This window comes from Arthrobacter luteolus NBRC 107841, assembly GCF_001552075.1.
Lineage (GTDB): Bacteria > Actinomycetota > Actinomycetes > Actinomycetales > Micrococcaceae > Arthrobacter_B > Arthrobacter_B luteolus.
Window position 1 is genome coordinate 515,624 of record NZ_BCQM01000001.1, and the last position, 22,367, is coordinate 537,990.

16 protein-coding genes and 2 tRNA genes are annotated in these 22,367 nt (G+C 65.5%); 10 read left to right on the top strand and 8 right to left on the bottom strand.

The genetic code is table 11. The features are described 5' to 3' along the window. Positions 1-405: 405 nt before the first annotated feature. Positions 406-479 (bottom strand) — tRNA-Met (locus AL3_RS02365). 72 nt (positions 480-551) lie between these two features. Then, a tRNA-Thr gene (locus tag AL3_RS02370) sits at positions 552-623 on the bottom strand. A gap of 236 nt (positions 624-859) precedes the next feature. On the opposite strand from AL3_RS02370, the gene AL3_RS02375 reads away from it, so the two are divergent. Further along, a complete protein-coding gene (locus tag AL3_RS02375) occupies positions 860-2,245 on the top strand; it encodes a protein kinase domain-containing protein (protein WP_066296115.1) in 1,386 nt (461 codons plus the stop codon). 191 nt (positions 2,246-2,436) lie between these two features. On the opposite strand, the gene AL3_RS02380 is transcribed toward AL3_RS02375, so the two are convergent. The 3 genes from AL3_RS02380 to AL3_RS02390 form a co-directional block, all read right to left on the bottom strand. Further along, positions 2,437-4,344 (bottom strand): DEAD/DEAH box helicase, encoded by a 1,908-nt coding sequence (locus AL3_RS02380; RefSeq protein ID WP_246168408.1) that lies wholly within the window; start codon positions 4,342-4,344, stop codon positions 2,437-2,439. Between the two features lie 401 nt (positions 4,345-4,745). Beyond that, positions 4,746-5,399, bottom strand: coding sequence for an MOSC domain-containing protein (locus tag AL3_RS02385; RefSeq protein ID WP_066296116.1), 654 nt, complete (start codon positions 5,397-5,399; stop codon positions 4,746-4,748). A 10-nt stretch (positions 5,400-5,409) separates the two neighbouring features. Then, positions 5,410-6,696, bottom strand: a complete 1,287-nt coding sequence (locus AL3_RS02390) for a glycosyltransferase 87 family protein (RefSeq protein ID WP_066296117.1) — start codon at positions 6,694-6,696, stop codon at positions 5,410-5,412. A 245-nt stretch (positions 6,697-6,941) separates the two neighbouring features. Here AL3_RS02390 and AL3_RS02395 point away from each other — a divergent pair, with 245 nt between their 5' ends. Further along, positions 6,942-7,352: a hypothetical protein gene (locus AL3_RS02395; protein WP_151723889.1), complete on the top strand. Its 411-nt coding sequence runs from the start codon at positions 6,942-6,944 to the stop codon at positions 7,350-7,352. Positions 7,353-7,442: 90 nt separating this feature from the next. On the opposite strand, the gene AL3_RS02400 is transcribed toward AL3_RS02395, so the two are convergent. Continuing rightward, entirely contained in the window at positions 7,443-8,759 is a 1,317-nt protein-coding gene (locus AL3_RS02400) for a cystathionine gamma-synthase (RefSeq protein ID WP_370664982.1), read from the bottom strand. Next, complete coding sequence (locus AL3_RS02405; protein WP_066296126.1) at positions 8,642-10,021, bottom strand: cystathionine beta-synthase; 1,380 nt, start codon at positions 10,019-10,021, stop codon at positions 8,642-8,644. The genes AL3_RS02400 and AL3_RS02405 overlap by 118 nt, the downstream gene beginning before the upstream one ends. 167 nt (positions 10,022-10,188) lie before the next feature. Between AL3_RS02405 and AL3_RS02410 the strand changes: the two genes are divergently transcribed. From AL3_RS02410 to AL3_RS02440, 6 genes are all read left to right on the top strand, one after another. Further along, entirely contained in the window at positions 10,189-11,199 is a 1,011-nt protein-coding gene (locus AL3_RS02410; protein WP_066296128.1) for a DNA-3-methyladenine glycosylase family protein, read from the top strand. A gap of 257 nt (positions 11,200-11,456) precedes the next feature. Continuing rightward, positions 11,457-11,954, top strand: a complete 498-nt coding sequence (gene uraD, locus AL3_RS02415) for a 2-oxo-4-hydroxy-4-carboxy-5-ureidoimidazoline decarboxylase (RefSeq protein WP_066296131.1) — start codon at positions 11,457-11,459, stop codon at positions 11,952-11,954. Then, entirely contained in the window at positions 11,951-12,292 is a 342-nt protein-coding gene (gene uraH / locus AL3_RS02420) for a hydroxyisourate hydrolase (RefSeq protein WP_066296133.1), read from the top strand. Before uraD ends, uraH begins: the two co-directional genes overlap by 4 nt. A 117-nt stretch (positions 12,293-12,409) precedes the next feature. Further along, positions 12,410-15,151, top strand: a complete 2,742-nt coding sequence (gene aceE / locus AL3_RS02425; protein ID WP_066296134.1) for a pyruvate dehydrogenase (acetyl-transferring), homodimeric type — start codon at positions 12,410-12,412, stop codon at positions 15,149-15,151. 783 nt (positions 15,152-15,934) lie between these two features. Then, positions 15,935-16,843: a factor-independent urate hydroxylase gene (pucL, locus tag AL3_RS02435; protein WP_066296140.1), complete on the top strand. Its 909-nt coding sequence runs from the start codon at positions 15,935-15,937 to the stop codon at positions 16,841-16,843. A gap of 214 nt (positions 16,844-17,057) precedes the next feature. After that, the gene (locus tag AL3_RS02440) at positions 17,058-18,575 is read left to right on the top strand and encodes a nucleobase:cation symporter-2 family protein (protein ID WP_066297021.1); all 1,518 of its coding nucleotides are present in this window, start codon (positions 17,058-17,060) and stop codon (positions 18,573-18,575) included. Positions 18,576-18,675: 100 nt separating this feature from the next. Here the strand turns inward: AL3_RS02440 and AL3_RS02445 are convergent, their stop codons facing one another. Next, complete coding sequence (locus AL3_RS02445; RefSeq protein WP_066296142.1) at positions 18,676-19,431, bottom strand: IclR family transcriptional regulator; 756 nt, start codon at positions 19,429-19,431, stop codon at positions 18,676-18,678. Between the two features lie 215 nt (positions 19,432-19,646). Here AL3_RS02445 and AL3_RS02450 point away from each other — a divergent pair, with 215 nt between their 5' ends. Further along, a complete protein-coding gene (locus AL3_RS02450; protein WP_066296148.1) occupies positions 19,647-21,059 on the top strand; it encodes an NAD-dependent malic enzyme in 1,413 nt (470 codons plus the stop codon). Between the two features lie 3 nt (positions 21,060-21,062). Next, entirely contained in the window at positions 21,063-22,355 is a 1,293-nt protein-coding gene (locus tag AL3_RS02455; RefSeq protein WP_066296153.1) for a DUF6986 family protein, read from the top strand. The last annotated feature ends 12 nt before the right edge of the window (positions 22,356-22,367 follow it).

Here is a 22,367-nt window from a genome sequence, read left to right on the forward strand (position 1 = left end):
CCACACGGCACGGACAACGGTTAGTTAGGCGACCTTATTCAGGATCAGCGACGCATCCCGACGACTCGCCGCCCTTCGTCGGGCAGCCCGCAGGAAGCGGGGATGGGCTCCCAGCACGGCGTCGCTCAACAGTTTCTTCGAGCAGCTCAAGCAAAGCCTGGTCTCCATCGGGCGGTGTAGTCATGCCACACACAGTACGAGGCGTCGGTGACACTCGTAACACTCACTAGATACACAGACTCACCGCGGACGTCAAAGGCCGTCAGTGGCGCGCTGGAATGTGCTGAAGTAGGCTGACGCAAGCTGACCACTTCCGAAAGCGGAAGGCTACAGCGGCGGCTACAGTGAACGGCCTCAACTTGGCCCGGGAACCAAAAAACCCCCGGCAATCCGGGGGTTTTCCAGTAGCGGTGGGGAGGCTCGATCTCCCGACCTCACGATTATGAGTCGTGCGCTCTAACCAACTGAGCTACACCGCCATAAATGAGTCAAGCCCGCGTGCTAAAGCCATTGCGAACAACAGGCTTAGAAACGCGGACCCTCCCATTGAGAGCCCCGACCGGGAATCGATCCCGGGACCTCCATCTTACCAAGATGGCGCTCTACCACTGAGCTATCGGGGCATCGCCCCCACCGGGGCAACGACATAAAACTCTACCAGCACTATCTCCGCATCGCGAAATCGATTCGGGGCAAAGTGCCTCAGTGTGACCGAAGACACTGTCTGCGCATGTCAGGTGGCCTGTCGTGCTGAACATGAGATGGCCGCTGGGCATAGAATCCGTAGCTGGAGACGACTGGGTTTCCTGCCCCCGCCGATGCCTCGCTGCACGGACAAGAATCGTACAGGAGCACGCTCATGCCGAAGCAAATGGGACCCGGGACGGTAGTCGGAGGCAGATACAAACTCCAGGAACGGATCGGTTACGGGTCCATGGGATCGGTACACCGTGCGGTGGATGAACTGCTGGGCCGCGATGTAGCAGTGAAGCTCATTGCTTCGCGCGCCCGGACTGCCGGCGATCGGCAGCGCCACGAGGCTGAGGCGAAGGTGCTTTCACGCCTGAGCCATCACAGCCTGATCACATTGTTCGACGCCGGGACGGAGGTCTCTCCGTCCGGAACGTCTATCGTGTGGCTGGCCATGGAACTGGTCCAGGGAGGCGACCTCAGCCGGCGGCTGAGGAAGGGAAAGCTGCCCGCACGGCAGGTGGCGTATCTCGCGTATGACCTTGCCATCGGCCTCGACTACATGCATCGCGGCAGCATCGTGCACCGAGATGTTAAGCCTGCCAACATCCTGCTCGTCGACTATCGGGAAGACGAATCCCGGCTAAGGGCCAAGCTCACTGATTTCGGTGTTGCCCAGATGGCGGGCGACCCCAACCCGCAGCGGGATGAATTCACCGGCACTGCCGGCTTTATGAGCCCGGAACAGGTGCGTTCCGAGCCAGCGGGGCCGCACAGTGACGTCTACTCGCTGGGACTGGTGCTGTTGCAGTGCCTCACCGGAGAACGTGCCTTCCCCGGCATCGCGGTGGAAAGCGCGGTAGCCCGCCTGTTCCGGGGACCCGAAATCCCGGAATACCTCGAGCCTCACTGGAGCGGAATCCTCCGGGCCATGACGGCCCTGGACCCAGCTGATAGACCCACGGCCCACGAAGTAGCCGAAGCGATGCCGGACCTGACCGTTGCGGGACGGGGGCGGCGCAGCATCCGCACCGCGGACAATGCGCGCCGGAACCGGGCTGTGGAGCACCTCGGCACCATGGAACAGGATCCGGTGCTGGACCGCATTACCCGCCTGACCGCGCGGTTGCTTGGGGTGCCGGTGGCTGCGGTCTCTATTGTGGGCGCGGACCGGGTCTGGACGGTTTCGGGCAGCGGCACGGAGCGCGGCTCGGCCGGGCTTACTGATTCCCTCTGCCCCGTGACCGTAGCCCAGGACAGGCCGTTCCTCGTTGATGACGTGCAGAATGACCCGCGCACCGCTGACGACCCCCTGGTAGCCGCTTCACCGGGCTTCGGCTTCTACGCCGGTGTGCCGCTGCACAATGCCGAGGGGCTGGCCGTGGGGACGTTGTGCGTCATGGACCGGAAGGCCCGAAGCCTGACCAGCGAACAGGAAGCCACCCTGCAGGACCTCGCTGCCCTGGCCGCGGATGTGCTGCAGCTGCGCGGGGAGGCAGCGGCCGCCAGACACACCGGAGATCGCCTCGGCGGAGCACCGGTTATGGCAGACTGACGCAGAACCGGTCCAGCGCAGGCCATCGATCATCCCTAGGAGCTACGCGTGGCAGAAGGCCCCTTCCAGGCCCGCTGGCCTGGTTCCTGCTCCGGAGAACGGGTTCCCCCAGGACTGACAGCCGGGTCTTAACGCCAAAGGGCGCCCCTTCCGGGACGCCCTTTGATTGAGCTTTAGGCTACGGGTACTGCTTAGTCGCGGAAACGCGGCTTGCGGGCACCGGCACCGGCACCTGCGGGCTTGCTGAAGCTGCGGTCGCCGTCGAACTTCTTCTTGTACGGGCGGTCGGAGCCACGGTCACCGAAGGACCGCTCGCCGTCGCGCTTCTTGAAGTCCTTCTTGAAACCGCCGCGCTCAGCGCGGTCGCTCGAGCCGCCTTCGCGGGCCGGACGGCGTCCGTTGTCCAGTTCCAGGTGGATCAGCTCGCCGCCGATCCGGGTGCGGGACAGGGCGCGCAGCTGGTCCTTGGACAGGTCTGCGGGCAGCTCCACCAGGGTGTGGTCGGCACGGATGTCGATGCCGCCGATCTGTGCGGAGGACAGGCCGCCCTCGTTGGCGATGGCGCCGACAATGGAGCCGGGCATTACGCGCTGGCGGCGGCCGACGGCGATGCGGTACGTTGCGTTGCCTTCGGTCAGCGGGCGCGTCGGGCCGCGGGAGCCGAAGCCGTCATTGCGGCCTTCGGAACGCTCGCGCTGGCGGGCCGGAGCCTGCGGAATTTCTTCCATCAGCAGCGGGCGGCCGGCCTGGGCCATAACAACCAGGGCTGCGGCGACTTCCTCGGCGGGAACGTCGTGCTCGGCAATGTACTTGGTGACCAGTTCGCGGAAGACCGAGAGGTCTTCGGACTTCATGGTCTCCGTGATGCGGTCGGAGAACTTGGCCAGGCGCTTGGCGTTGACAACGTCAATGCCGGGCAGCTGCATGTGCTCAACGGGCTGGCGGGTGGCCTTCTCGATGGCGCGCAGCAGGTACTTCTCGCGCGGGGTCATGAAGAGGATCGCGTCACCGCTGCGGCCTGCACGGCCGGTGCGGCCGATGCGGTGCACGTAGGACTCGGTGTCGTGCGGGATGTCGTAGTTGAAGACGTGGCTGATGCGCTCGACGTCCAGGCCGCGGGCGGCGACGTCGGTGGCGACCAGGATGTCGATCTTGCCGTCGCGCAGGGCCTCAACGGTGCGCTCACGCTGCTGCTGCGGGATGTCGCCGTTGATGGCGGCAGCCTTGTAGCCGCGGGCCTTCAGCTTGTCGGCGAGGTCCTCGGTGGCCATCTTGGTGCGGACGAAGGCGATGACGCCGTCGAAGTCCTCGGTCTCGAGGATGCGGGACATGGCATCGAGCTTGTGCGGGCCCATGACCTGCACGTAGCGCTGGCGGGTGTTGACGCCGGTGGTGGTCTTGGACTTGACCGTGATTTCAGCCGGGTTGTTCAGGTACTTCTTGGCGATCTTGCGGATCGCGCCCGGCATCGTGGCGGAGAAGAGGGCAACCTGCTTCTCATCCGGGGTGCTGGAGAGGATCTGCTCCACGTCTTCGGCGAAGCCCATACGCAGCATTTCGTCTGCTTCGTCCAGGACCAGGTACTGCAGGTTGGACAGGTCCAGGGAGCCCTTGGAGATGTGGTCGATCACGCGGCCCGGGGTACCAACAACAACCTGGGCGCCACGGCGCAGGCCGTTGAGCTGGGGGCCGTAGGGGGATCCGCCGTAGACGGGAAGGACGGTGAAGTCATCCATGTGCGCGGCGTAGGAGGTGAAAGCCTCGGCTACCTGCAGGGCCAGTTCGCGGGTCGGGGCCAGGACCAGGATCTGAGTGTCCTTGGTGGGTCCGTTGATCTCGGCCAGCTCAGCCATGCGGGAGAGGGCGGGAACAGCGAATGCTGCGGTCTTGCCGGTACCGGTCTGGGCCAGGCCGACGACGTCGCGGCCTTCGAGCAGAACCGGAATGGTGGCTGCCTGGATGGGCGACGGCGTCTTGTAGCCGACGTCGGTCAGGGCAGCCAGGACGCGGGCGTCCAGGTTGAAATCGGTGAACAGTACCTCGTTGGCTTCTTCAGCTTCAACGGGCGCTTCTACAGTGTCTTGGGCATTCTCAGGCACGGGAAATATATCCTCATCAGTGGGGCCGGGCAGCCGGTCTTTGCGGCTGCGAGTACATAAGTCCGGGCACTGTTGCAATCCCAGGCAGGACTCTCCGTCACAGCTGTGGGCCGGTGTCACTGGATTGCGACTTCAGCTCGGTATGACGATTTCTTTGCCGGCGCTCCCAGGAGATGAATCTGCCCGCATTTTGAATGCGGGCCCCAACACAACGTATACCTGCAGGAACTTTGCCCGCAGGAAAATCAGGGAATACCGGAGTGGGGGACTCTTCAAGTGTACGGCATCCCGGCCGCCGGACCAGCCGCAGGCACCGTGAGGTCCGGCACAGGGCTTGGAATCGCGGCTCCGGCCGGGCACCGGCCGGGCTGCGGGCCAGGCTCCGGTGTTTCGTGCGGCTGCTATCCCGCGGCGGGGACGGCCGGTTTCCGTGCCAGGACCTTCCGGATTTCCGGTGACAGATAGGTCCCGGCCTCTCCGGCTGCCAGCAGCAGGTCCCGCTGCCCTGATGTGGGGCCGGTGAAGATGTCGGCGACACTCACCCCATGTTCCGGACGGTGGATGACCTCTATCCTGTCCCCTGCCTGAATGGTTCCGCGCTTGATGACCCGCAGGTAGGTTCCCAGCCTTCCAGCCGCCGCGAACCGGGCCACCCACCGGGGCTGGCCCATGTACTGGGCGAAATTCCGGCACGGTGTCCGCGGGCAGGTGACCTCCAGGACCACGGTGCCGCCGATCTGCCAGCGCTCCCCCACCACTGCACGGGATGCGTCGATTCCTGCGACCCGCAGGTTCTCGCCGAAGCGGCCCGGCGGAACGGCTTCCCCCAGCTCCGCTTCCCAGTAGGCGGCGTCTTCCTGCGAATAGGCGTAAATGGCTTTGGATTCCCCGCCGTGGTGCTTGCGGTCAGCCTGCAGATCACCGGTCAGTCCCAGCGCGTAGACCTGCACCGGCCCCTCAGCGGCGCGCTTGTCGATCGCGGTCACACCGGTCGCGTCAGAGGTGGGCAGCAGGGTGTGGAGCCGGCAGGCGGCCAGCAGGGTTCCGGTGCTCATGGGCACCAGTCTAGGACCGCTGCACCAGGTCGACGGCGGAGGCTTGCCCGGTGCGCCACCATCCCTTGGGCCGGCCTGGCCAGAGCAGGGCGAACCACCAGGCCAGCATCGCGGCCCCGCAGAACACTCCGGCGCTGGCAGCCATCAGCCACAGGACGGGTTCCTGGGCGTTCAGGTCCTGTGCGCCCAGGACCTGGGCCAGGGTTTTGGGGGAAAAGTAAAACACGGTGACCGAGGTGCAGAGCAGCACCCATCCGGTGATCCGCAGACCCCGCCGGCCGGCGGGAAGGCTGAACAGTCCGGCGCCGATGAGCGGGAGGAACACCGCCACCCAGACCCAGTGGTGGGACCAGGAGACCGGCGAAATCAGCAGCATCAGCAGCGCCGCCGCGGCAAGCGCCAGCAGGTCCGATCCGGCAAGGACCGCCAGTCGGATGACGACGGCGGCGGCAGCGGCCGCTGCCAGGCTCAGCAGCAGCCAGTAAGGCGTCACCTCGGCCTGCGGCCCGGTGAAGTGCAGCAGTGCCCCGCGGATGGAGAGGTTGTCCACGTAGGCTCCGCCGCCGACCCGCGAGGTGTCCGGGAGAAGTTCGCCCCAGTAGATTTTGGATTCCCTGGGCAGGATGAGGAAGCCGAGGCCGAAGGCGGCGAGAAAGCCAAAGGCCATGTTCCGCAGTCCGCGCCAGTCCCCGCGGACCAGGTAGTAGAAGGCGAATGCCAGCGGCGTCAGCTTGATTCCGGCGGCCACGCCGGTGAGCAGGCCGCGTGGCCAGCCCGGCCGGCGCTCCAGGAAGTCCAGCATGACCAGGGCAAACAGGAGTATGTTGATCTGCCCGAACGCCAGGGTTTCCCGCCACGGGCCCAGTGCTGCCACCAGCCCGAAGGTCAGCACCGCTGCCGGACGCAGCCAGAAATCCCGCAGGATCGCCTTGGCACTGTGTTTGCCGCTGAAGTGGCTCACCAGCCATAACGCGGTCAGCGCGGTCAGGACAAGGGAGATCCCGAAGAAGATGTCTCCGCCGGTCTTGGGGCCAAAGGGCGCAAAGAGCACAAACAGCAGGGCCGCGGCCGGCGGATAGGTGAACATCAGGGCCGGGTTGTCACCGTTGGGGACGCTCACCGAGTACAGCTCTCCGCTGGCATCAATGATGCTCTGTCCTCCGGTCACGTAGACCGTGAAGTCCAGTCCGTCCCGGGGAGCCAGATCCATCGCCAGGAAGAGAAGGCCTGCGGCAGCCGCGCCCGCGCCGAGCACAAGGGCAGCGGCAGCCACCCGCGAACGCAGTACCCTGGCCATTTAGCCGTCCCTCCTGCACCGCCGCCGTCGGGCGGGCGAGCGAGGGTCACTCTACCGGCGCGGACACCGCTGCGGCGCTGATCCGGGCGAAATTAACCAGGTAGTTCCCGGGATTCACCTGACGGCCGGCCAGTCTCCGCCGTCCCGGCCTGGTGCGGCGTGGAGATACGGTTAGAACTGCACAGGAATGAGCGGGCGGAACCCTGTGCCGCACAGCGGAGCCGACGCTATCTAAGGAGACCTACTTGAGCAGTTCCAATCTGCCTATGCCCGGCACCATGCGGCTGGCCTTCCTGGCATGGCTGGTAGCCGCCGTCGTCCTCCTCCTGGCCGGCGGCTCGTTTCTCTTTACGGCCCAGACCCAGCGGCAGGACAGCCAGGGCTTGCTCACGCTGGGCGTCCTCGGCGCCGCACTGGGATTGCTCACCGCGTTCTACGCCGTCCGGCTCCGGCATGGGAAACGCAGCAGCCGGGAAACCCTGACCACCCTGGGGCTGATCGCCGGCGTTCCGCTGCTGTTCCGCGGCCCTTCCCTGATGGCCCTGGGCGCGCTGCTGCTGGCCTGCGCTGCACTCCTCTGGCTGCCGCCGAGCAGCCGCTACTTTGCCGCCCGTGATCCGAAGGTCCGCAGGCGCAGGCTTTCCGGCCGCCGCTGACACGCCGTCATAAACCCAGCCAGACACACAAAAAGCCCGCCGGTCCGCGTTCGAACCGGCGGGCTTCTGCGTGCGTCCCGGCGCTGAGTCCTAGAGCTGCTTCAGCGCCTGGTCCAGGTCTGCGATGAGGTCCTCAAGGTCCTCGATCCCCACCGAAAGCCGCAGCAGGTTCTCCGGAACGGCCAGCTCGGTTCCCTTCACCGAGGCATGGGTCATTTCCGACGGATAGTTCATCAGCGATTCCACGCCGCCCAGGGATTCGGCCAGGGTGAAGACCTTCGTGGATTCAGCGACCTTGCGGGCGGCGGCTTCACCGCCCTTGAAGGACACGGAGACCATACCGCCGAAGTCCTTCATCTGGGCCTTCGCCAGTTCGTGTCCGGGATGGCCTTCCAGCCCCGGGTAAAGCACCGATTCAACAGCGGGCTGATCCAGCAGCCAGGTGGCCACAGCCATGGCGTTGGAAGAGTGGCGGTCCATGCGCACGCCAAGGGTTTTCAGCCCGCGGGTGGTCAGCCAGGCTTCCATCGGCGCCGAAACGGCACCCACAGCGAACTGGATGAAGCCGATCTTCTCCGCCGCGCCGTCGTCGTTCAGGATCACCGCGCCGCCCACCGCGTCGGAGTGTCCGCCGATGTATTTGGTGGTGGAATGCACCACGATGTCCGCCCCCAGGGCCAGCGGCTGCTGCAGGTAGGGCGAGGCAAAGGTGTTGTCGACCACTAGCAGGGCACCGGCGTCGTGCGCGGCCTGCGCGGTCGCCGCGATGTCGGAGATCTTCATCATCGGGTTGGACGGTGTTTCAAGCCAGACCATTTTGGTGTTCCCGGCAGCGATCGCTGCCTGAAGCGCGGCGGCGTCGGACATATCCACGGCGGCGTTGGTAATCCCCCAGGGCGAAAGGACCCGGTTGATCAGCCGGTAAGTGCCGCCGTAGGCATCGTTGCCGAGGACAATGTGGTCCCCGGGAGCCAGCAGGGCTCGGATCAGGGAATCCTCGGCGGCCAGCCCGGAGCTGAAGGAAAACGCGTGGCGTCCGCCTTCCAGCGCCGCCAGCTGTTCCTGCAGCGCGTCCCGGGTCGGGTTGGTGCCGCGGCCGTACTCATAGCCGTTGCGCAGCCCGCCGATCCCGTCCTGGGCGTAGGTGGTGCTCTGGTAAAGCGCCGGAATCACCGCCCCGGTGGTGGGGTCCGGGGACTGCCCGGCGTGGATCGCTCGCGTGTTGAAGCCTGTGCTCATGGTTTCCTCCTGGTGCCGGTAGCGGCGGGATGGGTCGGCGGGTGGCGCGGTTAGGCGCTGAGATAGGACAGCAGGTCGTGGCGGGTGAGGATTCCGACGGGAGCCCCGTCCTGGGTCACCATCAGCGCGTCGTTTTCCTGCAGCCGTTCCCGGGCAGCGGCAACGGATTCGCCGGCGCCGATCAGCGGCAGCTTCTCTCCCAGGTGTGCGCTGACCGGGTCGGTGGGCTTGGCTTCGCCGCGGAACAGCTTCTCGGTCAGGGAACGCTCGTCCACGGAACCCGCAACTTCACCCAGGACCACCGGTGGCTCCTGGGACAGCACCGGGAGATAGGAGACTCCGTACTCGTTGAGGATGCCGATGGCGTCCAGCACTGTCTCGCCCGGGTGGGTGTGGACCAGATCCGGAAGTGCCCCGGACTTGGTGGCCAGCACATCGCGGACGGAGGCTTCCTCTTCGTCGCCGGCGAGGAAGCCATAGGACTTCATCCAGCCGTCGTTGAAGATTTTGCCCATGTAACCGCGTCCGCTGTCCGGCAGCAGGACAACGACGACGTCTTCCGGCCCCAGACCCTTGGCGGCCTGGAGCGCAGCGACCACCGCCATGCCGGAGGATCCGCCCACCAGGAGGCCTTCCTCGCGGGCGAGCCGGCGGGTCATGGCGAAGGAATCGGCGTCGTTGACGGCAATCACCTCGTCCGGAACGGACGGGTCGTAGTTGCCCGGCCACATGTCCTCCCCCACGCCTTCGACGAAGTAGGGGCGGCCGGTGCCTCCGGAGTACACCGAACCTTCGGGATCCGCGGCGATAACCCGCACCGGGCCGGAGGGGCGGTCTGCCGAAATTTCCTTCAGGTAGCGGCCGGTGCCGGTGATGGTGCCGCCGGTGCCCGCGCCTGCCACGAAGTGGGTGACCTGCCCGTCCGTGTCCTTCCAGATTTCCGGGCCGGTGGATTCGAAGTGGCTGGCCGGGGCAGCGGGGTTGGAGAACTGGTCCGGCTTGTAGGCGCCCTCAATTTCGCGGACCAGGCGGTCAGAGACGCCGTAGTAGGAGTCGGGGCTGTCCGGGGCGACGGAAGTAGGCGTGACCACCACTTCGGCACCGTAGGCGCGCAGCACGTCGCGCTTCTCCACACCCACCTTGTCCGGGGTCACGAAAATGCACTTGTAGCCCTTTTGCTGGGCCACCAGGGCCAGGCCGACGCCGGTGTTGCCGCTGGTCGGTTCGATCACGGTTCCGCCGGGCTTGAGTTTCCCCTCGGCTTCCGCGGTTTCGATCATCCGGACCGCGATCCGGTCCTTAATCGACCCCCCGGGGTTGAGGTACTCCAGCTTCACCAGCACCGTGGCTTCAATGCCTTCGGTGACGTGGTGCAGTTTTACCAGCGGAGTGTTGCCGATCAGGTCCAGGACAGTGTTGGCATACTTCATGGGCACCACGTTACTGGCTAAGCCTTTCCGGATCAGGTGGCGCTGAACACGGCGTAGCAAACCGGCCCGGCGCCCTGGGCTGCGGCTTCCGTGACATCAGCTGGCTTCTCCTTGGCGGCGGCCGGTTTTGGGACAGAAGTGGTCTCGGTCCGTGCGAGCATGGTGGCATGTCCTCCGGCACCGCTGTTTCCTCCTCCGACCGTTGGGGCACCGCCCGCTGCCGGTCCGGGGTGTCCAGCGCCGCGGTTGCCGGGTTCGAGTTCTCCCGGCCCCTGGACCTCGCCGGAACCCTGCGAGTTTTAGCCCATGGACGCGGGGACCCGACTGTCCGGATCTCCGGGTCCGAGGCCTGGCTTGCCTTCCGCATGCCGTCCGGTCCCCTCACACTGCGGCTGGTGCAGCAGGCAGGTCCTGTCCTGTCCGGCGGCCGCGTGGCGGCGCAGGCCTGGGGACCCGGCGCCGCCGAGGCCCTGGATTCAGTACCCGCGCTGCTGGGCGAATTCGATGACTGGCGTACCTTCGACGAGCCTGATTTCCTGGCCACCCTCCCGCACGGCCTGCAGGAAGCGCGGCGCCGGCATCCCGGTATCCGGCTGCCCAGTACCGGGCGGATCATCGACTCCCTGGTTCCCGTGGTGCTGGAGCAGAAGGTGACCGTCATGGAGGCCACCCATGCCTGGCGTTATTTGGTTCAGCGCTTTGGGGACCCTGCGCCGGGACCTGCACCCGCCGGATTAATGGTTGCGCCGGACGCCGCGGGCTGGCGGAAGGTTCCGAGCTGGGACTGGCACCGCGCCGGCGTCGACACCCAGCGTTCGCGCACCGTGCTGCGTGCCTGTTCCGCGGCGTCGGGCCTGGAACGCCTGGCACAGCAGGCGCTGGGGCCGGAGGTTTCGGCGAAGCTGCAGTCCCTGCCCGGGATCGGGCCCTGGACCGCGGCCGAGATTCTGCAGCGCACACACGGCTCCCCGGACGACGTCTCGGTCGGGGACTTCCACCTGGCCGCCTATGTTGGTGCCGCCCTAACCGGCCAGCGGACCGACGACGCCGGGATGCTGGCACTGCTCGAACCGTGGCGCGGGCACCGGCAGCGCGTGGTGCGGCTGATCGGGCTGACGGGATTCCGCAAACAGGCCTACGGTCCGCGGCTGGCCCCTCAGGACCACCGGCGGCACTGATCCACTGCCGCGCAGTAGCGCCCCCGGGGCAGGCGCGCCCCGTACTGGGTTGTTCTGTGCCCGAATAGCCTCAGCCGGGCCGGACACGGTTTTGCCGGGCCGCAGCTCAAGTGGATCCACAGAATTGACACGTCCAAGGGCATGGGTTTCACTATTACACACAATGGAATATTAATTCCGCTTTATGAAATTTATTGAGGAAGCCCCGCGGCAAGGGGTTTCCCGCGTACCCCCGGACCAACCCCCAAAGGACGTCAATGCTGCTCCACGACTTCAATGAGGCCAGCCGCGCGGAGGTTACCGCCGCGCTCCTCCCCTGCCTTGACGTTCCGCGCTGGGCCGCCCAGATCGCTGACGCCCGTCCTTTCGACTCCGCCGGCGACCTGCTGCGTTTTGCCGGGGACGCCGCTGCTCCCCTCTCCTCCCGCGAGGTCGAGTCTGCCCTGGCCCAGCACCCCCGGATTGGTGAGCGCGCTGCGGGCGAGAACGCCGAAGCTCAATGGTCCCGGCAGGAACAAGCAGGGCTGGGCACTGCACCGGAGACGGTCATAGCTGCCCTGGCCGAGGGCAACCGCCGGTACGAAGAGAAATTTGGCCGGGTCTTCCTGATCCGCGCTGCCGGGCGCACCAAAGAAGAGGTCCTTGAGGCACTCCGGGAGCGGATCACCCTCCCCGCCGCCGAAGAGGAACACATTGTGCAGCAGCAGCTGCGCCAAATCGCAGTTCACCGGTTGGAAGGAATGATCTCCCAGTGACAACCTCACACATCACCACGCACGTCCTGGACACCGCCGCAGGAAAGCCCGCGGCAGGGATACCCGTCCGTCTGAGCTCCCTCGAAGACGGCACCTGGACCCAGCTGGCAACGTCCGAAACGGATGCCGATGGACGCGTCAAGACACTTGGCCCCGCGGCGCTGCCCTCCGGGACCTACCGTCTGGAGTTCACCACCGCAGAGTACTTTGCCCGGCAGAAGACGCCGGCGTTCTTCCCCGAAGTCCTGCTCACTTTCGATGTCGACGGGGGCGAAGCCCACTACCACGTCCCGCTGCTGCTGAGCCCGTACTCCTTCTCCAGCTACCGCGGCAGCTGACCCGGCCGTGTGGCAGCGGCCGGCATCGCGCTGCCGCACTGCACCCGTACCCGCTGTGGCAGCGCTGCCACAGCCTTCGACTCCTTCTACTCTCTTCAACGATGAAACGAGGCTGCAATGGCTGCAGGCGAAGACACGTCCCCCATCCTCAGCGGGCTGACCAGCCAGCTGCCGGATCGTGACCCGGAAGAAACCGCGGAATGGATTGAATCCCTCGACGAGCTGATCCGCTCGCAGGGTACCGAGCGGGCGCAGTTCATCATGCGTTCCCTGCTCCAGCGGGCAGGCTCCCGCTCCGTGGGCGTTCCGATGGTCACCACTACCGACTACGTCAACACCATCCCCGCGGATCAGGAACCGGAGTTCCCCGGCGATGAGGAAGTTGAACGCCGCTACCGTGCCTGGCTGCGCTGGAACGCCGCGGTCATGGTGCACCGCGCCCAGCGCCCCGGCATCGGCGTCGGCGGCCACATCTCCACCTACGCCGGAGCCGCGACCCTGTACGAAGTGGGCATGAACCACTTCTTCCGCGGCAAGGACCACCCCGGCGGCGGCGACCAGGTCTTCTTCCAGGGCCACGCCTCCCCCGGCATGTACGCCCGGGCCTTCCTCGAAGGCCGCCTGTCCGAGGAGGACCTCGACGGGTTCCGGCAGGAGAAGTCCCGCGAGGGACACGCCCTGTCCTCCTACCCGCACCCGCGGAACATGCCGGACTTCTGGGAATTCCCCACCGTGTCCATGGGCATCGGCCCGATGAACGCGATCTACCAGGCGCAGTCCAACCGCTACCTGCATAACCGCGGACTGAAGGACACCTCCGACCAGCACGTCTGGGCGTTCCTGGGCGACGGCGAAATGGACGAACCCGAATCGCGCGGCCTGCTCCAGCTCGCGGCGAATGACAAGCTCGACAACCTGACCTTCGTGGTGAACTGCAACCTGCAGCGCCTGGACGGCCCGGTGCGCGGCAACGGCAAGATCATGCAGGAACTCGAAGCGTTCTTCCGCGGTGCCGGCTGGAATGTGATCAAGGTTGTCTGGGGCCGGGAGTGGGATTCGCTGCTGGAGAAGGACAACGACGGCGCGCTGGTGGACATCATGAACTCCACCCTCGACGGCGATTACCAGACGTACAAGGCCGAGTCCGGCGGGTTCGTGCGGGAGCACTTCTTCGGCAAGACCCCGCAGACCAAGGACATGGTCGCTGACCTCTCGGACCAGGACATCTGGAACCTCAAGCGCGGCGGGCACGATTACCGCAAGGTTTACGCCGCGTACAAGGCTGCCACCGAGTTCAAGGGCAAGCCCACGGTCATCCTGGCGCACACGGTCAAGGGCTACGGCCTGGGCACGCACTTCGAGGGCCGCAACGCGACCCACCAGATGAAGAAGCTGACCCTGGATGACCTCAAGGCCTTCCGCGACCACCTGCGGATCCCGATCAGCGATGAGCAGCTCGAAGCTGATCCGTACCAGCCCCCGTACTTCCACCCGGGAGCTGATTCTCCGGAGATCAAGTACCTGCTCGAACGCCGCCGCGAGCTCGGCGGCAACGTTCCGGAGCGCCGCGAGAAGCACGCCCCGGTAAAACTGCCCTCGGCAGACTCCTACGCCGTCGCCAAGAAGGGCTCCGGCAAGCAGTTCGCTGCCACCACCATGGCCTTCGTCCGGCTGCTCAAGGACCTGATGCGGGACAAGGACTTCGGTGACCGGCTGGTCCCCATCGTCCCGGACGAATCGCGCACCTTCGGGATGGATGCCTTCTTCCCGAGCGCCAAGATCTACAACCCTGACGGCCAGAACTATCTTTCCGTGGACCGCGACCTGATGCTGGCCTACAAGGAATCTCCCGCAGGAAAGCTGATCCATCCCGGAATCAACGAGGCTGGTGCAGTGGCAGCCTTCACCGCTGCCGGCACTGCCTACGCCACCCACGGCGAACCGCTGGTTCCGGTCTACGTGTTCTACTCGATGTTCGGCTTCCAGCGCACGGGCGACTCCTTCTGGGCGGCTGCCGACCAGCTGACCCGGGGTTTTGTCATTGGGGCCACTGCGGGGCGCACCACCCTGACCGGTGAGGGCCTGCAGCACGCTGACGGGCATTCCCCGATCCTGGCCTCCACCAACCCCGCGGTGAAGACCTACGATCCGGCCTACGGCTACGAGATCGGGCACATCATGCGCCACGGCCTCGAAGAGATGTATGGCGAAGGATCCGAAGACCGGAACCTGATGTACTACCTGACGGTCTACAACGAACCAATTATCCAGCCGGCCGAGCCGGAGAACCTGGACGTGGACGGACTGCTCCGGGGGATTTACCGGGTGTCCGAATCGCCGGCAGAGGGGCCAAAGTGCCAGCTTCTAGCATCCGGTGTCTCCGTTCCCTGGGCACTGGAAGCCCAGAAACTGCTCGCGGAGGACTGGGGAGTTTCGGCCGATGTCTGGTCGGTGACCTCCTGGACCGAGCTGCGCCGTGACGGCCTGGCTGCCGAGGAGGAAGCCTTCCTCAACCCGGATGCCGAGCCGCGAGTGCCGTTCGTGACCCAGCAGCTCGCCGGCGCCGAAGGCCCGGTTGTGGCTGTCACCGACTACATGAAGGCCGTTCCGGACCAGATCCGGCAGTTCCTGCCGAACGAATTCGCCTCGCTGGGGGCGGACGGCTTCGGCTTCTCGGATACCCGTGCCGCGGCCCGCCGGTACTTCAAGAACGACACCCACTCCGTGGTGGTCCGCACCCTGCAGCTGCTCGCAGCGCGCGGCTCGGTGGGCGCCGACATCCCTGCCTACGCCATGGACCGCTACAAACTCCTGGACGTTAATGCCGGAACCACCGGCGGGGCCGGCGGCGACGCGTAGGTCCGCCGGAGCGCTGGCTCCAGGACTCTGGCTCGAGGACTCTGGGTCCAGGGCTTGGATTGCAGGGGCTTGGATTACAGGGCTTGGATTGCAGGGACTTGGCCCCAGGGATTCCCGGACCGGGAATCCCTGGGGCGGCATTCCTGTTCCGGCGCAGCGGGCCAGTGCGCTGCGCAGGAACAGGACGCCGGAATGCTCGCCGGAATGCTCGCCGGAGGAGCGTTTACCTGACCGCCGGGGATTCCCTGGCTGAGCGCCTGCGGCCGAAGGGACGCCACTTCAGCCAGCGGAAGCGGTCCTTGGAGCTCTTCCGCCTGGCCGGCAGGAAAAAGTCCGGATCTGCGCCCCCGCCTGCCGGAAAATAGAACTCCTGTGCCGCCACGGACTTCAGTACCGGCGGCTTCACTGTCTTCTCTGCTTCAGGGGACACCTTGACTCACTTCCTTCCATAAAGTGGAAAAAGATTCTTGTTATGTGAAAAACAGTAACCGTCGGCACTTTCGCCGGTCAAGGGTTCCGCCGCCCTCAAGGGGATTCCGGAGGGCCGATCAGAAAATCTGCCAGAAGGCATTTACGTTGCTGATTGCCTCGGGTACTGTGAAGGCTACTTCGTGACCCAGGTCACGTAACCTGGGAGCAGCAGGCAGGGTTGTAATGAGCTGACATCAACCGATGTCGGCTCATTTTTTATGAGCCGATCCACAACGAGTGTGCAGATGACCGCTTCACACCCAATTTCAATATGAAAACTTATTTCCATATAACGGAAGTTTGGAGAAGGCCATGAGCAGCAAAATCATCTTGGGAGACAACCAGTTCGGCAAGGCCGAAGTCCGAGTCGTAAAAATCTCGAGGGACACCTCCCGGCACGAAATCGAAGACCTCAATGTGACCTCCCAGCTGCGGGGCGATTTTTCCGCAGCCCATCTGGAGGGCGACAACGCACACGTCGTTCCGACTGACACACAGAAAAACACCATCTATGCCTTCGCCCGGGAGGGCATCGGGGCCCCCGAGTCCCTTCTCCTGCGCCTGGGCGACCACTTCACCTCCAGCTTTGACTGGGTCACCGGCGGCCGGTGGGAAGCGGAAGCGTACAGCTGGGACCGGATCCAGGCCCACGGCACCGGACACGACCACTCCTTCGTGCGCAGCGGCCAGGAAATCCGCACCGCGGTCCTGGTCCGTGAGGGCGGGACCAGCCACCTCATCGCAGGGCTGCGGGACCTCACCGTCCTGAAGTCGACCGAGTCAGGTTTCATCGGATATCCCAAGGACCGGTACACCACCCTGCAGGAGACCACAGACCGCATCCTGGCCACGGACATCGCAGCCCGCTGGCGGTTCAAGACGGGCACGGATTTCAGCAAGGTCGACTTCAACAAGAGCTACAACGACGTCCGGGCGCTGCTGCTGGAGGGTTTCACGGAGAAGTACTCCCACGCCCTGCAGCAGACCCTGTTCGACATGGGAACCAAGGTTCTCGAGGCACACAGCGAGATCGACGAAATCAAGTTCTCCATGCCCAATAAGCACCATTTCCTGGTGGACCTCTCCCCGTTCGGCCTCGACAACCCCAACGAAGTCTTCTTCGCGGCGGACCGGCCTTACGGGCTCATCGAAGCCACCGTCAAACGCGAAGACGCGGCTGGCGCGGAAACCGCCTGGTCCGGCATCGCCGGATTCTGCTAGCAGCGCTGTTCCGCACCAGAGCGCACAACGCACCAGAAGCAGTACAAGCAGTACAAGCAGTAACCATGCCTTCAAGGCACACTCACTCCGCATCCACATCCGGAAGGGTGCACCGCCGGCACCGGCGGTGCACCCTGCAGCCTCATTTTGTTAGCCAGACCACTTCAGAAAAGACGAAGACGTCTGCCATGAACCAAGGAAGTCTGCTATGACCATGAAAAACCGCCGGAATGGCGAAACCCTGCAGCGCCGCAGCCATCAGCACTCCAGCCGCCCGGAAGACGAACGGCTCCCGCTCGGAAGCACCTTCGCCTACGGCTTCCAGCACGTCCTGACCATGTACGGCGGAATCATTGCCGTTCCCCTCATCATCGGCCAGGCGGCTGGCCTCTCCTCCGCCGACATCGGCATCCTGATCGCCGCCGCACTGTTTATGGGCGGACTGGCCACCCTGCTGCAGACACTCGGCCTTCCCTTCTTCGGCTCGCAGCTGCCGCTGGTACAGGGGGTGTCCTTCGCCAGCGTCGCCACCATGGTCGCCATTGTTTCCGGTGGAGGCGGCCTTCCGGCAGTTTTCGGCGCCGTCATCGTCTCCGCTGCGATCGGCCTCCTCATCGCGCCGGTGTTCTCCCGGATCGTCCGGTTCTTCCCACCGGTGGTTACCGGGACTGTTATCACCACCATCGGCCTGACCCTGATGCCCGTCGCCGCGAACTGGGCCATGGGCGGTAACCGGACGGCCGAAGACTACGGAAGCATGGCGAACATCGGGCTGGCCGGCGTCACCCTCGTCCTGGTCCTCCTGCTCAGCAAGGTCGGCAGCGCCACGATCTCCCGGCTGTCCATCCTGCTGGCGATGGTCATTGGCACCCTCGTCGCCGTCGCGGCCGGCGTCGCCGACTTCTCAAAGGTCGGCGAGGGCCCCATTGTCGCTTTCCCGACGCCGTTCCACCTCGGAGCGCCGACATTTGAAATTGCCGCCATTATCTCCATGCTGATCGTGGTCCTGGTGATCCTCACTGAAACCATGGCGGACATCCTGGCTGTCGGCGAGATCGTCGGCACCCGCACGGACTCCAAGCGGATCGCGGCCGGACTGCGGGCAGACATGGCCTCCAGCCTGGTTGCCCCGGTCTTTGGCTCCTTTACCCAGAGCGCCTTCGCCCAGAACGTGGGACTGGTTGCCGTCACCAAGATCAAGAGCCGCTATGTGGTGGCCGCCGGCGGCGTCATCCTGGTCCTGCTGGGACTGCTGCCCATCATGGGGCGCCTGATCGCAGCGGTCCCCACCGCAGTGCTCGGCGGCGCCGGAATCGTCCTGTTCGGAACGGTGGCCGCCAGCGGCATCCGCACCCTGGCCAAGGTCGAATACAAGAACAACATGAACCTCATCATCGTGGCCACCTCCATCGGGTTCGGCATGCTCCCGATCGCGGCTCCGACCTTCTACGACGCTTTCCCTGCCTGGTTCGGCACGATCTTCCACTCCGGCATCAGCTCGTCTGCGCTCATGGCGATCGCACTGAACCTGCTCTTCAACCACCTCAAAGCCGGGAACTCGGAAAACTCGTCGGTCTTCGCCGCCGGCACCGGCCGGGTCATCCGCGAGGAGGACCTGCAGTGCCTGGCAGAAGGGGACCGTTATGAGAACGGCCAGCTGATCGACTGCGACGGCAATGTTGTCCCCGTCGATCCGGAGGCACCCAAGCCGGCCGGGACCGCCGGCACGTAGGTCCACGTTCAGCGGAGCTGCCCAGGGAACCAGTTGAGGCCCTGACCGTATCGATCAGGGCCTCAACTCCGGCGCACCGCCGGCGCTCAGCAGCGGACGCTCAGTGCTGGTTCAGTTCCTCGGAAATGGCGAGGGCGGCTTCCCGCAGCAGCGGAACGGCCCGCTTGGCGAAGGCGTCATCAACGCGGGAGACCGGCCCGGAAACGGAAATCGCGGCTGGAGTCGGGGCGCCGGGGATAGCCATCGCGAAACACCGGACGCCGATCTCCTGCTCCTCCTCATCCACGGAGTAACCACGTTCCCGGATCAGATTCAGATCCGCCAGCAGCGACTCGATATCACCGATGCTCTTCGGGGTCGGCGTGGGCAGGCCCTTGCGCCCAGCGATCCCGCGCACAGTGTCGTCGTCGAGCTCCGCCAGGATGGCCTTGCCCATTCCGGTTGCGTGCATGTACCCGCGCCGGCCCACCTCGGTGAACATCCGCATGGAGTGCAGCGAGGGAACCTGGGCCACATAGAGGACCATGTCGGAATCCAGGACCGCCATGTTGGCGGTCTCACCCAGCTGGTCCACCAGGGACTTCAGCTGGGGGCGGGCCAGGGCGCCGAGCTGCTTGTTCGCTCCTTCGCCCAGCCGGATCAGGCGCGGACCCAGGGCATAGCGGCGGTTCGGCAGCTGCCGGATGTAGCCAAGTGTCACCAGGGTGCGCAGCAGCCGGTGGATTGTGGGGAGGGGTAAATCCGTGGAGGCCGAAAGTTCGCTGAGGGTTACGTCGCCCCCGGCATCGGTGATGAGCTCCAGCAGCTCAAATACGCGTTCAACAGACTGCACGCCGCCCGGGGCTTTTTCGCCCATAACGCAGGACTCCTACCAGTTAAGTGTTCCGAAGCTTATCCACATCGTGAAATTACTCTATCGACCTTCCCTGCCTAACGCAGGTTTCCCGTGAATTTGCTTCCCATGTGGGTTGTATTTCCACAGAGTAGATAATAATGTCCATAATACGAAATAACTCAGAGATCCCGAGCAGACCAAGCCCTCTTCGAGGGCCCACACATGGAGGAATCCCAATGGCAAATCCCGGCCCCGGCAACTCGATCACCCTGCGGGTGGAGGCACCCTCCGGTTTCACCGCCACCAGCGAACTGGCGGCCGCCGCCGCTGCCGCCGGTGCTGCCGTCACCGCCCTGGACGTCACCGAGTCCCGCCACGAAACCATCGTGGTCGACGTCACCTGCGATACCACCGGCGACGAGCATGCCCGCCAGGTGGAGGCCGCCCTGAACCAGCTCGACGGCGTTACCGTCCGCAATGTTTCGGACCGGACCTTCCTGATGCACCTCGGCGGCAAGCTCCAGGTGACGCCGAAGGTCACGCTCAACAACCGCGACGATCTTTCCCGCGCCTACACGCCCGGCGTTGCCCGGGTATGCCTGGCCATTGCGGAAAACCCCGAGGCCGCCCGCAACCTGACCATCAAGCGCAACACCATCGCCGTCGTCACCGATGGCTCCGCTGTGCTGGGCCTGGGCAACATCGGGCCGGCCGCGGCGCTGCCGGTCATGGAAGGCAAGGCCGCCCTGTTTAAGCAGTTCGCCAACGTGGATGCCTGGCCGGTGTGCCTGGATACTCAGGACACCGAGGAGATCATCAGCATCGTCAAGGCCCTGGCACCCGTCTACGGCGGCGTGAATCTGGAGGACATCGCCGCGCCGCGCTGCTTCGAAATCGAAAACCGGCTCCGCGAGGAACTGGACATTCCGGTCTTCCACGATGACCAGCATGGAACCGCCATCGTCACCCTGGCCGCGCTGGTCAACGCGCTGCGCGTAGTGGGCAAACAGCTCTCCGAGGTCCGGATTGTGGTCTCCGGTGTCGGCGCGGCAGGCTCGGCCATCATTGCGCTGCTCAAGGCACAGGGGGCGGAGCACATCATCGCCGCAGGCCGTTCAGGTGCCATTCATTCCGGCGCCAGCTACGACGACGAACACCGGGCCTGGATTGCCGAAAACACCAACGTGGAGGGCTTCTCCGGCACGCTTCACGAAGCCCTGGCCGGCGCTGACGTCTTCATTGGAGTGAGCGCGCCTCACGTCATCGGTGAGGAACAGGTCGCCGCGATGGCCGATAACGCCATTGTCTTTGCCATGGCCAACCCGACCCCGGAAATCGATCCCGCCATCGCCGCCCGGCATGCCGCCGTCGTCGCCACCGGACGCAGCGACTTCCCGAACCAGATCAACAACGTCCTGGCCTTCCCCGGCTTCTTCCGCGGCCTCCTCGACGCCGGGGTCTCCGATATCACCCCGGAAATGCTGGTGGCCGCTGCCCAGGCAATCGCCGGCCGGGTGGCCGACGACGAGCTCAATGCCAGCTACATCATTCCGAGCGTTTTTGACCCGCAGGTCGCCGGGGACGTCGCCGCCGCCGTCGCGGGTGCCGCACAGTCCGCCCGTACCGCCGCTGCTGAACTGGTCGGCTGAGGCATGGCAAAGCACCTCGCTTCCCTGACTCCGCAGGACCTGGACCGGATCGATGCCTCCCTCCAGGGGACGGACCGGTTCCTGGAGCGGAACTACCCGGGCGATGACGGCACCCGCCAGCCGATCCACACTGTTTATGTACCCGCAGACCGGTTCACTCCGGCGCTCGCCGCTGATTGGGGAGCCCAGGCAACCGCTGCGGTGGACGGCCGCGGCGGCCTGGAGCGGCTCGGCGAACTGCTGGGCCTGGAACCGGAGCTTGGAACCGCCGTCGCCACCCGGGTGGCCCGGAAGCTGGCCGAGGAACCCATCGAGGACCTCCGGCTGGACTTCGAGGACGGCTACGGCGACCGGGGCGATGACGCCGAGGACGACGACGCCGTCGCGGCCGCCACTGCCGTGGCTGCTGCCGTGGAAGCCGGCACAGCACCGCCCTTCATCGGCATCCGCTTCAAGTGCTTCGAGGCGCCTACCCGGGCCCGCGGGCTGCGGACGCTTGATCTGTTCGTTTCCACGCTGGCCCGGTCCGGTGAGCTCCCCACGGGGCTGGTCCTCACGCTGCCCAAGGTCTCCACCGTTGACCAGGTCAAGGCCATGGACGACGCCGTGACCCGGCTGGAGGAGATCCACTGCCTGCCGGCGGGGCGGCTGAAGTTCGAGGTCCAGGTGGAAACACCCCAGCTGATCCTCGGTGCGGACGGCGCCTCGCCGGTTGCGCAGCTGCCGCACGCTGTCCCCGGCCGGATCAGCTCGCTGCACTACGGCACCTATGACTACTCCGCGTCGCTGCAGGTCGCTGCGGAGTACCAGTCAATGGAACACCCCGTGGCGGACCTGGCCAAGGAGATCATGCAGCTGGCCGTGGCCGGTACGGGCATCCGCCTCTCCGACGGCTCCACCAACGTCATTCCCGTCGGTGACAATACGGAGAACGCCTGGAAACTGCACGGCAGGCTGGTGCGCAGGTCCCTGGAACGGGGTTACTACCAGGGCTGGGACCTGCACGCAGCCCAGCTGCCCAGCCGGTTTACCGCTACCTATGCTTTCTACCGCGAAGGCCTGCCCGCGGCCGCACTCCGGCTGCGCAACTACGTTGAGCAGACCGGCAGCGGCGTGATGGATGAACCAGCCACGGCACGCGCCCTGGCCGGGTTCATTCTCCGCGGTGTCCAGTGCGGGGCCGTAGGCCCCGAGGAAGTCCTGTCCCAGGCCGGCGTCGGGCTAAGCCGGCTCACCGCCCTTGCCCACCCGCAGCTGGCCGCCAACCCGCGGCTTGCCAGCCCGGCCGCCAACTAAGAGGAGCACCTT